The 14,829-nt window shown below is 61.2% G+C and carries 14 protein-coding genes and 1 tRNA gene; 12 read left to right on the plus strand and 3 right to left on the minus strand.

The annotated features are described in order from the left end of the window. The 11 genes from RT697_RS18810 to RT697_RS18860 all read left to right on the plus strand — a co-directional run. On the plus strand, nt 1-297 hold a 297-nt coding region (locus RT697_RS18810), incomplete at its 5' end, for a methyl-accepting chemotaxis protein (protein ID WP_313700953.1). A gap of 124 nt (nt 298-421) precedes the next feature. After that, nucleotides 422-1,378 (plus strand): 4-(cytidine 5'-diphospho)-2-C-methyl-D-erythritol kinase, encoded by a 957-nt coding sequence (gene ispE, locus RT697_RS18815; protein WP_313700989.1) that lies wholly within the window; start codon nt 422-424, stop codon nt 1,376-1,378. Nucleotide 1,379: 1 nt separating this feature from the next. Then, nucleotides 1,380-1,456, plus strand: a tRNA-Gln gene (locus tag RT697_RS18820). 172 nt (nt 1,457-1,628) lie between these two features. Next, a complete protein-coding gene (locus tag RT697_RS18825) occupies nt 1,629-2,579 on the plus strand; it encodes a ribose-phosphate pyrophosphokinase (RefSeq protein ID WP_006227587.1) in 951 nt (316 codons plus the stop codon). A 149-nt stretch (nt 2,580-2,728) separates the two neighbouring features. Then, the gene (locus RT697_RS18830; RefSeq protein WP_175122543.1) at nt 2,729-3,340 is read left to right on the plus strand and encodes a 50S ribosomal protein L25/general stress protein Ctc; all 612 of its coding nucleotides are present in this window, start codon (nt 2,729-2,731) and stop codon (nt 3,338-3,340) included. 100 nt (nt 3,341-3,440) lie between these two features. Next, complete coding sequence (gene pth / locus RT697_RS18835; protein WP_175122544.1) at nt 3,441-4,037, plus strand: aminoacyl-tRNA hydrolase; 597 nt, start codon at nt 3,441-3,443, stop codon at nt 4,035-4,037. Then, nucleotides 4,037-4,807, plus strand: a complete 771-nt coding sequence (locus RT697_RS18840; RefSeq protein WP_313700956.1) for a type II CAAX prenyl endopeptidase Rce1 family protein — start codon at nt 4,037-4,039, stop codon at nt 4,805-4,807. The genes pth and RT697_RS18840 overlap by 1 nt, the downstream gene beginning before the upstream one ends. A gap of 109 nt (nt 4,808-4,916) precedes the next feature. Further along, nucleotides 4,917-6,008 (plus strand): redox-regulated ATPase YchF, encoded by a 1,092-nt coding sequence (gene ychF / locus RT697_RS18845; protein WP_313700957.1) that lies wholly within the window; start codon nt 4,917-4,919, stop codon nt 6,006-6,008. A gap of 334 nt (nt 6,009-6,342) precedes the next feature. After that, nucleotides 6,343-8,598, plus strand: a complete 2,256-nt coding sequence (locus RT697_RS18850) for a type VI secretion system Vgr family protein (RefSeq protein WP_313700958.1) — start codon at nt 6,343-6,345, stop codon at nt 8,596-8,598. Nucleotides 8,599-8,608: 10 nt separating this feature from the next. After that, entirely contained in the window at nt 8,609-9,676 is a 1,068-nt protein-coding gene (locus RT697_RS18855) for a hypothetical protein (RefSeq protein WP_313700960.1), read from the plus strand. A gap of 98 nt (nt 9,677-9,774) precedes the next feature. Beyond that, complete coding sequence (locus RT697_RS18860) at nt 9,775-10,473, plus strand: hypothetical protein (protein ID WP_313700962.1); 699 nt, start codon at nt 9,775-9,777, stop codon at nt 10,471-10,473. A 27-nt stretch (nt 10,474-10,500) separates the two neighbouring features. On the opposite strand, the gene RT697_RS18865 is transcribed toward RT697_RS18860, so the two are convergent. Continuing rightward, nucleotides 10,501-11,070 (minus strand): hypothetical protein, encoded by a 570-nt coding sequence (locus tag RT697_RS18865; protein WP_313700963.1) that lies wholly within the window; start codon nt 11,068-11,070, stop codon nt 10,501-10,503. Between the two features lie 286 nt (nt 11,071-11,356). Between RT697_RS18865 and RT697_RS18870 the strand changes: the two genes are divergently transcribed. After that, a complete protein-coding gene (locus RT697_RS18870) occupies nt 11,357-12,370 on the plus strand; it encodes a hypothetical protein (protein WP_313700964.1) in 1,014 nt (337 codons plus the stop codon). Nucleotides 12,371-12,423: 53 nt separating this feature from the next. Here the strand turns inward: RT697_RS18870 and RT697_RS18875 are convergent, their stop codons facing one another. Next, nucleotides 12,424-12,867, minus strand: coding sequence for a MarR family transcriptional regulator (locus tag RT697_RS18875; RefSeq protein WP_313700966.1), 444 nt, complete (start codon nt 12,865-12,867; stop codon nt 12,424-12,426). Between the two features lie 3 nt (nt 12,868-12,870). After that, a complete protein-coding gene (locus RT697_RS18880; RefSeq protein WP_313700967.1) occupies nt 12,871-14,469 on the minus strand; it encodes an MDR family MFS transporter in 1,599 nt (532 codons plus the stop codon). Nucleotides 14,470-14,829: the final 360 nt, after the last annotated feature.

A 14,829-nucleotide genomic window follows, 5' to 3' on the forward strand; every position in this document is an offset into this window, starting at 1 on the left:
ATGCGCGAGATCGTTGAATCCGTGCAGCGCGTGACCAGCCTGATGGCCGAGATCTCGGCGGCATCGGAAGAGCAGGCCACCGGCATCGATCAGGTCAATCGCGCCGTCTCGCAGATGGACAGCGTGACGCAGCAGAACGCCGCATTGGTCGAAGAAGCCGCCGCCGCTGCTGGCGCCCTGGAAGACCAGGCACGCCAACTGGCCGGCGCCGTTTCGGTGTTCAAGCTGCCGGACGGACAGGTCATTGACGCGCCTGCTGGCCGCCTTGGCGGCAGCGTGACGCCGCAGTTGGCGTGATGTCGCCTATCGCGTGACGCGAGCGCGAATCCCACGCGACCTTTCACGGGCCGGCCCGCCGTTTTTCACGGTGCGCCGGCCCGTCTCGCTAGAATGACGGATTGATCCGCACCGGTTGTCTTTCGTGATCCTCTACGACGTTCCCGCTCCCGCCAAGCTGAATCTCTTTCTGCACGTCGTGGGCCGCCGCGCCGACGGCTATCACCTGCTGCAGACGGTGTTTCGCTTCATCGACCTGTGCGACACGCTGCACTTCGATGTGCGTTCTGACGGCGTCATCAGCCGCGCCACGGACCTGCCGGGTGTGCCTGAAGACCAGGACCTCACCGTGCGCGCAGCGCGCGCCCTGCAGAAGGCCACTGGCACGCGCCAGGGCGCGCAGATCAGCCTTGAAAAGCGCATTCCGCAAGGCGGCGGTCTGGGCGGCGGCTCCAGCGATGCGGCATCGGTGCTGATCGCGTTGAACAAGCTTTGGAACACGGGATTGTCGCGTCAGGATCTCATGGCGCTGGCGCTGCCGCTGGGCGCGGACGTGCCCGTCTTTGTCTTTGGCCAGTCGGCGTTTGCGCAGGGAATCGGCGAAGACCTCACCGCTGTGACGTTGCCCGAACGCGCCTATCTGGTGGCGCAACCCGATGCCAGCGTGCCTACTGTTGGAATATTTTCCGCGCCCGATTTGACAAGGGATTCTTCTTACATCACAATAGCGGACTTTCTTGCTTCGCAAACATTTTTGCCCAGCGAATCCCAAGGGAAACACCCCAGCGGTGAACACCTGAACGGATGCGCGCTTTACGGAAAAAATGATTTGGAGCCGGTGGTCTACCGTCTTTATCCTGAAGTGCTTGGGGCATCGCGGTGGCTTGCTGAACGGGGTCTTCCTGTTCGCATGTCGGGATCGGGCGCATGTTTATTTGCCGAATTTTCCGAAACATCGCAGGCCGTTTTGGCAGAACAAGAAATTACCGCTATAATGCGCGGCGCTGATAAAACATTCAGCCAAACGCATCCACGGTTTCGGTTAGTGCAGGCATGTACTGGGTTAGCTGAACATCCGTTGCGGAATTGGATTGCAAGATAGTTGGGGAGTCGCCAAGCTGGTTAAGGCACCGGATTTTGATTCCGGCATGCGAAGGTTCGAATCCTTCCTCCCCAGCCAACCGAATACATAAAAAAGCTGTTGAACACGCCTGTAAGACACTGGCCCGGGTTCAGCAGCTTTTTTATTTTCCGGATTCGCTGGTGCAATTGCACGCGCTGCACCAGGTCTCACCCGCAGGTATCACCCGCATCAATCGTTAGTGTCTCAAACGACCATCGCATCATCCATCATGGCAAACGATAGCTTCATGATTTTCACGGGCACCGCCAACACTCGGCTGGCCGTGGACGTAGTCAACCACCTCGACATGTCCCTGGGAAAGATGACCGTCGGTCGTTTTTCGGACGGCGAGGTGATGGTCGAGATCAACGAGAACGTGCGCGGCAAGGACGTCTTCGTCCTGCAGCCCACCTGTGCTCCCACCAACGACAACCTGATGGAAATCATGGTGATGGTCGATGCCCTGCGCCGCGCGTCGGCCGGCCGCATCACCGCCGCGATTCCCTACTTTGGCTATGCCCGCCAGGACCGCCGCCCGCGTTCGGCGCGCGTGGCCATCTCGGCCAAGGTCGTGGCCAACATGCTGCAAGTGGCTGGCGTTGACCGTGTCCTGACCATGGACCTGCACGCCGACCAGATCCAGGGTTTCTTCGACATTCCCGTGGACAACATCTACGCCGGTCCGATCTTGCTGGGCGACATCTGGCGCCGCAATTTCTCGAACCTGGTCGTGGTGTCCCCGGACATCGGCGGCGTGGTTCGCGCCCGCGCGCTGGCCAAGCAGCTCGAAGCCGACCTGGCCATCATCGACAAGCGCCGTCCGCGCGCCAACGTGTCTGAAGTGATGAACATCATCGGTGAAGTCGACGGCCGCACCTGCATCATCATGGACGACATGGTCGACACCGCCGGCACGCTGTGCAAGGCGGCCCAGGCCCTGAAAGACCGCGGCGCCGGCGCCGTCTACGCCTATTGCACGCACCCCGTGCTCTCGGGCGGCGCCATCGACCGCATTGAAGCGTCGGAACTCGACGAACTCGTCGTCACCGACACCATTCCGCTCTCCGAGCAAGGCCAGGCCAGCGGCAAGATCCGCCAGCTGTCGTGCGCCGCGCTGCTGGGCGAGACCATCCTGCGTATTTCCAACGCCGAATCGGTCAGCTCGCTGTTCGTCGATTGACGCGTAGGCGTTGATCGGGCCACAGTCCAAATTTGCAGTTCTTTGCGCCTCGCTGGTCGCGGCAAGGCGCAAGCAAGCACGGCGCGCCCTTTGCGCGCCGTGAATTCAACCGGTGAAGTCTCTTCACCTTTATCGTTTCGGAGTTATCCATGAAATTTACTGCCACTGCGCGTAGCGTCCAGGGTTCGAGTGCGAGCCGCCGCCTGCGCCGCGCGGGCCGCGTTCCCGCCATTGTCTATGGTGGTACGGCTGCCCCCCTGAACATCGAACTCGACCACAACGAGATCTACCACGCGCTGCGCAAGGAAGAATTCCACGCATCGATCCTGCAAATGCAGCTCGAAGGCGCCAAGGATGAGCAAGTTCTGCTGCGTTCGGTTCAATGGCACGCCTACAAGCCGCAAGTCCTGCACGTGGACTTCCAGCGCGTTGACGCCAACCAGGCTCTGCGCACCAAGGTGCCGCTGCACTTCGTGAACGCTGAAATCTCGCCGGCTGTGAAGCTGAGCGGCGCCATCATCAGCCACGTGACGACCGAACTGGAAATCACCTGCCTGCCGTCGGCTCTGCCCCAGTTCATCGAAGTCAACCTGGCTGACGTCCTGGCCGGCGGTTCGATCCACCTGGCCGACATCAAGCTGCCCATGGGCGTGACGTACGTCCCCCACGGCGGTGAAGACAACCCCCTGCTGGCCGCTGCGGTCACCAAGGGTGGCGCTGCCGCTGCCGACGACGCCGAAGAAGCTGCTCCGGCTGCCTAAGTTCTGCCGGAAAGCCCTTGCGGCTTTCCCGCGGCTTACGCCCGAAACCCTGCGTGTGCATTTGCATGCGCAGGGTTTTTTGGTTTAAACACCCCCCATCATGTCTACTCCCATACGCCTCATCGTGGGACTGGGTAATCCAGGTCCCGACTACGAAACCACCCGGCACAACGCCGGCTTCTGGCTGGCCGACCATCTGGCGGACGATCTGCGCACTTCTTTTGCGCTCGAGAAGTCCTTTTTCGGCATGGTGGCCAAATCGCGCCTGGGCGCGGACAACGTCCTGCTGCTCAAGCCCAACACCTACATGAACCGTTCCGGCCAGGCGGTCGGCGCGCTCGCGCGCTTCTACAAGCTGACGCCGGAAGAAGTGCTGGTGCTGCACGACGAACTGGACCTCATGCCCGGTCAGGTCAAGCTCAAGCAGGGCGGCGGCCACGCCGGCCACAACGGCCTGAAGGACATCCAGGCCGCGCTCGGCAGCCCGAACTTCTGGCGCCTGCGCATCGGCATCGGCCACCCGCGCACGCTGGGCCTGGCGCAACAGGTCGCCGACTTCGTCCTGCACCCGCCGCGCCGCGAGGAACAGAAGGAAATCGAAGCCGTCATCGACCGCTGCCGCGCCGTCGTGCCCTCGATGCTGGCCGGCGACTTCGCACTCGCCACCCGCCAGCTGCACAGCGGCAACGAGTCCTGATGAGCCAAGACCAGCCCACCCGCAAGATGCGTTTTCGCAGCGAGATCGCCGACTTCTGGCGCTTTATCCGCCATCCGCATCCGCTGTCGCGTTTGCCGAACCGGGCCGGCGGCAGCGGGCTGGCCGCCGACTGGTGGCCGGGCATCGGACCGGGACGCCTCTTGGCCTGGGCCGCCGTGCTGTGGGTCATCAATCTTTTTGCGCTGGGGCCCGTGGCCGTTGCCGCGGCGGGGCTGGGCGGCGTCTCGCATCGCCTGGATCCCCACAACATTCCGTGGCTGACCGCGGTGCTGTGGGCGCCGCTGGTCGAAGAGATGCTGTTCCGCTACGGCCTGCGCCGGCCGCGCCAGGCGCTGTGGCTGATTCCTGCACTGGTGCCGGTCGTGCTGTGGGGGCCGAAGCTCTGGACGGGGCTGCTGTTGGCTGCGTTCATTTTGCTGGCGGTGTGGGGGCTGCGCGCACGAACTGAGCCGCTGAAAGGCTGGGACACGAGCTGGCGCAGGTATTACCTGCAGCACTATGGCGTCGTGTTCCATCTGATCGCGTTGACGTTTGCGGCGGTTCACCTCACCAACTTCGTCTACAACAAGACGCCGTTCTGGCTGCTGCCGCTGCTGGTGCTGCCGCAATGGCTGACCGGGCTGGTGCTGGGGTGGATACGCGTGCGGCGCGGCATCGGGGCGGCGATTTTGCTGCACTCGGTGTTCAATGCCGGGCCGATCCTGTTGATCTGGCTGGTCATGCGCTACGCGCCGACGGCGGCTGGTTAAGCGTTCGGGCCATCGGGGCCGCATCACCCCCGGCCCATGGGGTGTCGTTTCACCCCGCCGGGGTAAACTACGCCGTTAACGCTCAATACCGTACTTACACAGGATTCCCATGGCTCTGCAATGCGGCATCGTCGGCCTGCCCAACGTTGGCAAATCGACACTCTTCAACGCTCTGACCCGCGCCGGCATCGCCGCCGAGAACTATCCGTTCTGCACCATCGAGCCCAACGTCGGCGTCGTCGAAGTGCCGGATCCGCGCCTGCAGAAGCTGGCTGAAATCGTCAAGCCCGAACGCATCCTGTCCGCCACGGTCGAATTCGTCGACATCGCGGGCCTGGTCGCCGGCGCGAGCAAGGGCGAAGGCCTGGGCAACCAGTTCCTCTCGCACATCCGCGAAACCGACGCCATCGTCAACGTCGTGCGCTGCTTCGAAGATCCCAACGTGATCCACGTCGCCGGCAAGGTCGATCCGATCGCCGACATCGAAGTCATCGAAACCGAACTGGCCCTGGCCGACCTGCAGACCGCCGAAAAGGCCCTGCAACGTCACCAGAAGACCGCGCGCTCGGGCGACAAGGAAGCGCAACGCCTCGTCGCCGTGCTGGAAAAGTGCATCGCCCAGCTCAACGAAGCCAAGCCCATCCGCGCGCTGGACCTGACCGCCGAAGAAAAGGCCGACATCGCCCAGCTCTGCTTCATCACCGCCAAGCGCGCGATGTACGTGGGCAACGTCGCCGACGACGGCTTCACCAACAACCCGCTGCTCGACCGCCTGACCGAATTCGCCGCCGCCCGCAACGCGCCCGTCGTGGCCATCTGCGCCGCCATCGAATCCGAAATCGTCGACCTTGACGACGCCGACCGCGAAGCCTTCCTGAAGGACATGGGCATGGAAGAACCGGGCCTGAACCGCCTGATCCGCGCCGCCTTCAAGCTGCTGGGCCTGCAAACGTACTTCACCGCCGGCGTGAAGGAAGTCCGCGCCTGGACCGTGCCGATCGGCGCCACCGGCCCCCAGGCCGCCGGCGTCATCCACACCGACTTCGAACGCGGCTTCATCCGCGCGCAGACCATCTCGTACGAGGACTACATCACGTACAAGGGCGAGCAGGGCGCAAAGGAAGCCGGGAGGATGCGCGCGGAAGGCAAGGAGTACATCGTGCAGGATGGCGATGTGATGAATTTCTTGTTCAACGTCTGATGCAGAAGCAATCGGCATACCGCTGAAGCCCGGCCCTGCCGGCCAGCGCGTCAAACAAAAACCCTCGAGCCTGATGGCCGAGGGTTTTTTCTTTGCATGGGCGGCAGGTGTCGCCCGCGTCAAATTTGCTGTTTCACGACCTTGAATTTGGCAATTCTCCGTTCAGAGGTAGCTAAGGCCATCCGGTCGGATGCCTCGTGGCGGATTGAGATGGGTCTCTCGGCTAGAACAAGATTTTTATTATTTACCAGGCATAGAGAGGCTTTTAAAAAAGGGGCTCGCCACGTTGCGCCGAGGACAGTCCAGTCCAGGCTGTCAGAACTGGAAGCTCGCCATGCCCACTCAATCCGATCTGCGCTTCACGTTCGACCTCGTCGGCAGCGAGGCACAGGACGTTTTCGAGGTCGTCGAGTTTGAGTTTCGCGAAGCCCTTTCCGAAACCTTCCTTCTGGCGGTCGAGTTGGCCTGCGCCAATTCCGCAGTCGACTTCGGCCAAGTGCTCGACCTCTCTGCCCGGCTCACCCTGTGGCACGGCGACATTCCGGTCCGCTACGTCCACGGCGCCATTTCCTCTTTCGTCCAGCGCGAAACCGGCTTTCGCCGCACGCGATACTCCGCTGTCGTCGAACCAAGGCTGGCGCGCTTGAAGCTGTGTTCCGATTGGCGCATCTTCCAGTCCCTCACCGTGCCGCAAATCGCCGAAGTGGTTCTTAAGGACCACGGCATTGCACACGACTACGAACTGCGCAACACCACCGAACATCAGGCCCGCGAGTACTGCGTGCAGGCCGGCGACACGGACTACCACTTCATCGAGCGCATCATGCGCGAGGAAGGCTTTTTCTATTCCTTCCGCCACAGTGCCGAGGGGCACCAGTTGGTCCACAGCGACCGCCTGTTCATTCACGGCAGCTTGGGTGACGAACCGGTGCAGTACAACCCCATCCCCGGAGGCGACCAGCCGCAGCCGGCGCTACGCCGTTTTGAGTACACCGAGAACGTGCGCACCGCGCGCCAGACCCAGCGGGACTACACCTTTCTCCATCCGCGCTACGCTCATCAGCACAGCCGCGATGGGCGGGATCTGGACCACCAGGGCCGCCGCTATGAACGGTACGATTATCCCGCTCGCGCCAAGTTCGACGAGGCCGGCAGGCCCTTCGCCGACAACCGCTTGCGGGGGCTTCGGCGCGATGCGCGCGTCGCTTTGGCCGAGGGTGACGATCCTCGCCTGCAGCCTGGAATCTCCTTCACGCTTGCCGGACATCCCCGTGAAGACCTTAACCGCGGCTGGCGCCCAGTCAGCATCGTCCATCGAGGCAGGCAACACACCAGCCAGGCCGAGGAAAGTGCCAACGCCTCGTCTGGCACCCTTTACCGCTATGAGGCCGAACTGGTGCCGGACGATGCCGAGTGGCGCGCCGAACCCCTGCCCAAGCCCCACATGGATGGTCCGCAGAACGCCGTCGTGGTCGGCCCGCCCAACGAAGAAATCTATACCGATGAATATGGCCGGGTGAAGATCCAGTTCCCCTGGGACCGCCTGGGAAAACACGACGAATTCAGTTCCTGCTGGATCCGGGTGACGCAAAACATCGCCGGCGCCACTTGGGGGCACATGGCCATCCCGCGTATCGGTCAGGAGGTCATCGTCAATTTCCTGGACGGCGATATGGATCAGCCGATCGTAATTGGCCGGGCTTATAACCGCCTGCAACTACCTCCCTATGAGCTGCCGCGCCACAAGACGCGGATGACCATCAAGAGCAAAACCCACAAGGGCGAAGGGTCCAACGAGCTGCGTTTCGAAGACGAGAAGGACCAGGAGGAAATCTACGTTCACGCGCAGAAAGACCAGAACATCCACGTCAATCACAACGAGACCACCTTCGTTGGGCATAACCGCACCGAGCAGGTCGGACACGACGAAAGTGTCGTAATCGGGAACGATCAACGCCTTGCCATAGGGCGAGATCGCCGCGAACGCGTAGGGCAGGATGAGGAGATCACCATCGAGCGGCATCGCACGATTCATACTGGGATGAATCATGCGGAGACGGTGGGCAACAACCGTCATGACACCATCACCGCCAACCTGCGCGCGGATATCGGTGGTCACTCCGAGAATATGGTGCATGGCACGCATCGTCTGGAGACAGGCCAGCGCATTGAGCGCAGGACCATGCACTACCACTTGCAGACGGGAGACCGCGCTGTAATCGAGGGGCCGGGAGGCAATATCACCATCGACGATTCAGGCATCACCCTCGACGGCATTGCGATCAAAGTAAAAGGGCCCATTCAACAAATGCCGGGTGGCCGCGGCAACCTGCTGGACTTGCTGGCTCGTGCCGTCAACAACCCGGTGGCCGATCATAGCGAGCAATTCCTTATCAAGCATTCCAGAACCGGCGCAGCTCTGGCGGACGTCTTGTACTGCGCAGAGACAGCGGAGGGACAGCGCTTCGTTGGTCGTACCGATTCTCAAGGACTCACGGCGCGTATCTACACCGGCCAGCCAGGCGCTGTCGTCTTGCGCTGGGGGCGCACCGCTTCGCGCCACCTGCGCCAGCAGAGCATCGACGCTTGAGGAGCCAGGAATGGACGAGCAGAAACAAAGCCGTACCGGCCCAGAAAACCCCACCACGGAAGTCGAAGCTATTGCTGACGTCGACTACGTAACGGTCGTGGGATGCTCCGTGCCGCAGATTTTCGATTCCTGGAATGCTCGCGATATCGCGAGCAATGTTTGGAATGGGCAAGCAGGCGATAAAGTCTGGTTCATCAATCACGGGATCAGGCAATTGCAACAGTACCCGGCTGGCACTGCCGATTACTCCATCCAGAGGGTGTTCCTCATCTTTACGGAGCAGTACTCCAGAGCGCTTCTGGACGAAGTCAGGTCCATCGTGACAGGTATGTATGGCGCCAGCTATCGCGAGCTGACTTCGGTATCCGATTTGGTTGATTTTGCCAACGCGAGGCTGACGAAGAAGCGCCGCATCAAACAGATGGACTTCTATGCGCATGGTGTTGTTCACAGCGTGGAGTTCGGCTACCAAACAGGCAGCAAGACTCAGGCTGAACTTCGATTCGGACTTGCTCAGGCGCGGATGATGAATGAATTGGCGTTTGATGAGAAAGCGAGGATCAGCTCTTATGCATGCCGGACGGGTCTTGGGCATGACATAGGCGACAGACTCGATCCAGGCGAAGATCCCGGCTACCGCGAGAGTCTGGCGCAAGTGTTGGCGGATGCGGCTGACATTCGGGTCGACGCATTTCCGCGCCGAACGTCCTATGAAAACACCTTTGGCACCAGTTCGGACCGAAAGGCGGCACTCGAGACGCAACGCAGGATGGATCAGTACAAGCGCGAACAAGAACGATATCTCGGTCGGCTCGATGACTATCGTCATCGTCTCAATGCGACGGACAATGCTCGCGCCATGTCTGTAGGTGATGAACCTCCACCCGAGCCGCCAGTTAAACCATATTCGAACGAGGACGAGAAGCTGGCACGTCAGATGGAGTTACGGGAGCTATACAAGCAAAAATTCAATGTTCCCCTCGATAAATATGGTGCTGTTCGGCCGGTCAGCTCAGGAAAAACTCCTGAAGGATTACCTATGGGATTGATCAAGTTCAGTCCGACGGATCCTGAATGAAGTTCTCAAAAAAATCGTGCCGTCGCAGATGGCTCTTCTTGTTTGCGGCGGTGGTCGTTTCAGTTGGGGTCGTGCGGACGTGGAGTGGAGGGCAAGGCATGGACGAGAAGATACTTATGCGGGCGTCTTTCGACGAGCCCCTCTTTGATGCAAGCCCTTGGTTCTCAGACGGCAAGTATCAGCGTGTTCTCAATGACGATCATCAGTTATTTCCCGGGATGAAGTATTCGCAGATTGTGATGATGCGCACGGTCCCACAAGCCTTCATGGATGATGGGGTTCGTTCACTACGATTGAGGATATATATGGCACTAACGGACCCAGTCGGAGCTAGTTTTAGTCCGCCGGTTCCCAAATCTGTAGATATCTTGGGCCCGGGTTCCGACTACGACCCTCGCTCGCAAGTCGTCTATATAAATAGTGGCTTTCGTCCCGGATTCGCTCCTCCAGGAGTCGCGTTCGACTACTACGAATTCTATGCATTGCTAGACGGGGAACGCTTCTTCGTTTCCATCGTGCGCAACGGGGAAAACGGCGAGATCGTCTCTACGCATCGAGGGCATAGCCTCAGCGTGCCTAAGGACGAAGCGGAACGACGCTTCCAGGAGCTCCAAGCCAAGTCCGACCACCAGGCGTGGCTCGATGCACCGGGTTGGAAGAAGCGCTCTGGCGAGCCCTGCCCGTGGCCCGGCATTTGGGAATGCCTGGAACTGCCCGTAGGTCAACAGACCTTTGCCTACAACCATCCTTTCCCGCAGATCAACGGGCAGGACGTGACATGGCGTCATGTTCGATAGCGCAGGCGCTTGAGCCGCAAGCCACGTCTACGGCGATCCGTGGCTTGCGCTAGACATGTCACGCTTCAAGGCCTGCACTTCGGCTATGGTGACGGCATCAATGTTGAGTTCCCGTATGACATTTATGTCTGCGGTGCGGAGCAGCAGCCTGATTGCCAGATCGGGCGGGCATTCAAGCAATAACTGCTCTCCCGGCATCCGGCCCACATACTTGAGCATCCCATCAACGTCGGGGTTGCGTTGCGCGGTAACGCCGGGCTGTTCCATCCAATTGGCGGGCTGCAGGGAGGCCAAGACATTGGTGTTTGGGGTGACCAACACGAATGGACCCTCGTCGTCCTGGAACACGCGCATTGACGATTTCGGGCTGAAGCCCACTGGCGGCAACAGAACGACCAGGACGTCATGCGATAGCAAACTTATCATTACCTGGCCGGTGGTGGGTTCTTTGGAACCAGCGAGGATCTCGAGCGGCGTCATCGCCTTGCCGGTCAACTGCGCGGTGCGATCGGGATTCGTGGCACGCTGTGTCCTTGCGCCAAGATACATCACCGCCAGCAGCAAGCCCGCGCCACCCAGCGCCAATAGCGTCCACATCAATCACCTCCTTCTTGTTTGGAGAGCACGCCGGGGCTTCACTAAAAGGAAGTGAGTCTGCGCGGCCTTCGAGGCTTGAGCCTGAAGCGCAGTATCCATCCTTTGCAACCCCGCGCAGCATGATGCCCAGGGTGCAGGGGGGTCGGAATCAAAACATTCTCAAAAGTACGAGTCAGGTCCGGGCAAAAATCAGATTCTTCGTATGTACTGGTCACAGTAGGGCAGGCAAGATGCGAGCAAACGGCAGCGCCGTTGAGTTCCTTTTCAAGCGCCGCACAGGATTTGCATGCCGCCCCGTTCCAGTCAAAGATTTCCTTGGTACATCGCCCTGTCATCTGTCGCCGTCCTTGCGGCCGCCATCCGGCTGGGTTATCCCATTCCGAGAGGTGTGGGCTCGCATTCGTCGGACGGGTTCCTTAGGGATGGCCCGCAGCTCTTCGCCTATCTTCTGTTGGCGGGGATCGCCGCCTTCGTGTGCGCACAATCACGTCTCGAGCGGCGAAGCATTTTGGGGTACGAGAGCGAACGCGCATTCGTGCTGTGGTTCATGGGGGCTTTCGCGTTTTTATGCGCGTTTGCGGGGTCGGCACTTTATGGGTACTTAAGGGATTTCATCGGCTATGTGGTGTACGCCTGGGGGAGTGGTGATTATGAAGATGCATGGGACCGGGCACAGACGGTTGCAGCCATTGTTCGCGCGTTGTCCCCGGTAGTCCTGGTGTTGATGATCGGGGCTGCATTTTTTTTCTGTGCAGTTGTTTTCAAAAGAGAGGAAGTGCGCGGTACGGGCGATGCTGCACGACGGTTTCGCGCAATCGGCATGTTCACGGGAGTGGTCGCCGTGGTATCGCTTCTGGTGGAATCTGGCGCTCCTGGCTTTACTCCATCGCGCTTCATTCGAGCCTACGGGTTTTATTGGCAGCCTGTGTACGGCACCTTGTCTGTCTTGTTCTGGACCGCGTTGCCCACCTTCATCATCGCGCGCTGTGTCGCCCCGCGCGACGTGCCGAACTCCCGGCCCGGACGAATACTCGTTTTTGGAGTCGCCACGGTTGCGGCAATTCAACTGCTGCGTATTGCCGCGATGGAGATCGGCTGGGAGCCATTCATCGTGGCGGTTTTTGACGCGGGATATTTCCCGGCACTCGCCGATTTTCAGGAGAACCACCCCCTGGCCACGGTCGCAATCGTGCACGTGATTCAGCTTCCGTTGGCTTTGATTTCAATATGGTTCGGCGCACGCTTTGCTCTGAAGTGCCCGCGAGCCAGCGATACACACCAAGCTATCGTCAAGACCTGAGAACCAATGGAAGGCGTTTACGGCGATTGTGCTGCCCGCGCGGTGGCCGTCCGTCAGGAGTTCCTTTCCCCCGCCGCCCGCACAAAATTCTCCTCCAACACGCTCAACACCCGATTCAGCGTATCCACATCCGTCGCAGACAACCCTTTCAGCGACTCCTCAAAAAACTGAGCCCGCTTAGGCAACGCCTCATTCACCACCGCCTGTCCAGCCGCCGTCAGGGTGGCATTCGTCAGCCGGTTGTCGTCCGCATCCACCGCCCGGGAAATCCACCCCAGCTTCTGCATCGCCTGCAACTGCCGCGTCAACGACGCCGGATCCAGCCGGCAACGCTCGGCCAGATGCTTCTGCGAGCACTGCCCGTTCTCATGCAGCGCCAGCAGAATCCGCCACCGCGGCAGCGCATGGCCAACCTTGCTGCTGAAGGCGCTCTGCATCACGCGATACGTCTGGCCCATGTGCTGGATGACTTGCAGGCCTTGTTGTTGTTTGGGCAAAAGCTACTCTCCGACGCCGGCGGGCTCCGGTTTGGATGGCCGGACCAGTTGCACCAGGGGCACGCGCCGCACGCACCACAGTGCGAAGATGGCGACGGCGAGGGCGATGAGCTGCCCTTCGTGGATGGCGCCCACCAGCGCGATACGCGCGATCTCGATGAGCGACGTTCCGTCCTGGCCTTGATGGGCCAATTGTGCCAGGAACTCGGTCTGGGCCGCCGGGTCGACCAGCATCTGCGGGTCGTTGAGCTTGGGCAGCCACTGGGCGGAGGCGCCGCGCAGGGTGGATTCGACGCCGTTGAAGTAGCTGTGGCTGACCATGGTGCCGACGACCGCGGTGCCAAGCATGCCGCCGATCATGCGCAGGGATTGCAGCAGGGCGGTGGCGATGCCCAGGTGGCTGCGGCCGGCCGTCTGCTGGGCGAAGACGGTGAGGTTGGGCATGATGAAGCCCATGCCCAGGCCGGCCATCGTCATGTAGGCGCCGATCAGCAGGTGTGAGGTGTAGTTGTGGGTCGTGACGATGCCCAGGCAGGAGAGCGCCATGAGGATGAAGCCGGCGTACAGCATGCGGTTGGGGTTGCGGATGCGCGTGATGATGCGCCCGTTGACGATGCTGCCGACGGTGATGAAGACGACCATGGGCGTGATGAGCAGGCCCGCCTGCTGGGGCGACAGCCCGAAGCCGCCCTGCAGGAGCAGGGGCGCGTAGAAGAGCAGGGAATACATCGTCACGCCGACCAGCAGGGCCAGCGTGAAGAGCATGGCCAGGCCGCGGTTGCGGAACATGTCCAGGGGCAGGAGAGGGTGCGGACAGCGGCGTTCCCACCAGATCAGGGCGGCGAAGGCGGCGATGCTGCCGGCGCCCAGCAGCACGAGGGAGGGCGTGAAGCCGTCCTTGGGCAGGAGTTCCACCAGCAGTTGCATGGTCCCCAGCGCCAGGGCAATCAGCAGCGCGCCCTGCCAATCCAGCCGGACTTTGCCTGGGCTCTGATTGCGCAGGTGCGGCAGATAGCGGGCGACGAACCACAGACCCAGGATGCCGATGGGCAGGTTGACGTAGAAGACGGAGCGCCAGCCGTAGTGTTCCGTGAGCGCGCCGCCGAGCGTGGGGCCGACCGCGTTGGCGATGCCGAAGGCGGCGCTGAGCATGACCTGCCACCGTAGCCGGACGTGGGGATCGGGGAAGAGATCGGGAATACAGGCGAAGGCGGTGCCGACCAGCATGCCGCCGCCGATGCCTTGCAGCGCCCGCGCCAGCACCAGTTCGAGCATCGTGTCGGCGGCGCCGCACAGGACCGAGGCCAGGGTGAACAGCACGATGGCGGCCACGACAAATGGTTTGCGACCGTAGTAATCGCCCAGCCGGCCGAAGATGGGCACGGTGATGACCGAGGTCAGCAGGTAGGACGTGGCGACCCAGGCATACAGCTCAAAGCCCCGGAGCTCCGCCACAATGGTCGGTAGCGCGGTGCCCACCACGGTCTGGTCGATGGCGACCAGCATCATCACGAAGCACATGCCCAGCATGGCCAGCAGGGTTTGCCGGAAGGGCAGGATCTGGCCAGGCGAGTGTTGAGGCGGGGAGGCGGGGGCGGACATTGTTGGATGCATCAATAATTGATAGATCAATTATTCTAGCTCTACAATCCAGCGGTCAGGAAGCCGTCAGCTTGGCCGATCCCGCTGATCGGCCTGATTTGTTACGATAGCGGTTATCTGCACGCTGGGTTACCGGCGTCTTCAGCAGGCCTTCCTCGGTAGCACCTTGATTTGGCGCCCATGCCGCAGGCTCGGCAGGAGCGAGGACACGCCCTGAAAGGCAAGCCTCTGAATGGCAAGTCCGGCAGGGCGAGCCTGATAGGCAACCCTGACAGGCAAGCCCTGGAATGCAGACAGTTCAATAGGCCAGCGGTCTTCCGCCGGCAACGCACCTTCCCCGCGCGCTGCGCGGTGGGCGGT

This window comes from Achromobacter sp. (assembly GCF_032113835.1).
GTDB lineage: Bacteria > Pseudomonadota > Gammaproteobacteria > Burkholderiales > Burkholderiaceae_B > Achromobacter.

Coding starts and splice junctions, on each gene's coding strand:
- ychF (WP_313700957.1), top strand. CDS start 4,917: ATGGCTCTGCAATGCGGCATCGTCGGCCTGCCCAACGTTGGCAAATCG.
- RT697_RS18865 (WP_313700963.1), bottom strand. CDS start 11,070: ATGTGGACGCTATTGGCGCTGGGTGGCGCGGGCTTGCTGCTGGCGGTG.
- RT697_RS18855 (WP_313700960.1), top strand. CDS start 8,609: ATGGACGAGCAGAAACAAAGCCGTACCGGCCCAGAAAACCCCACCACG.
- RT697_RS18840 (WP_313700956.1), top strand. CDS start 4,037: ATGAGCCAAGACCAGCCCACCCGCAAGATGCGTTTTCGCAGCGAGATC.
- RT697_RS18830 (WP_175122543.1), top strand. CDS start 2,729: ATGAAATTTACTGCCACTGCGCGTAGCGTCCAGGGTTCGAGTGCGAGC.
- pth (WP_175122544.1), top strand. CDS start 3,441: ATGTCTACTCCCATACGCCTCATCGTGGGACTGGGTAATCCAGGTCCC.
- RT697_RS18825 (WP_006227587.1), top strand. CDS start 1,629: ATGGCAAACGATAGCTTCATGATTTTCACGGGCACCGCCAACACTCGG.
- RT697_RS18870 (WP_313700964.1), top strand. CDS start 11,357: ATGCCGCCCCGTTCCAGTCAAAGATTTCCTTGGTACATCGCCCTGTCA.
- RT697_RS18850 (WP_313700958.1), top strand. CDS start 6,343: ATGCCCACTCAATCCGATCTGCGCTTCACGTTCGACCTCGTCGGCAGC.
- RT697_RS18880 (WP_313700967.1), bottom strand. CDS start 14,469: ATGTCCGCCCCCGCCTCCCCGCCTCAACACTCGCCTGGCCAGATCCTG.
- RT697_RS18860 (WP_313700962.1), top strand. CDS start 9,775: ATGGACGAGAAGATACTTATGCGGGCGTCTTTCGACGAGCCCCTCTTT.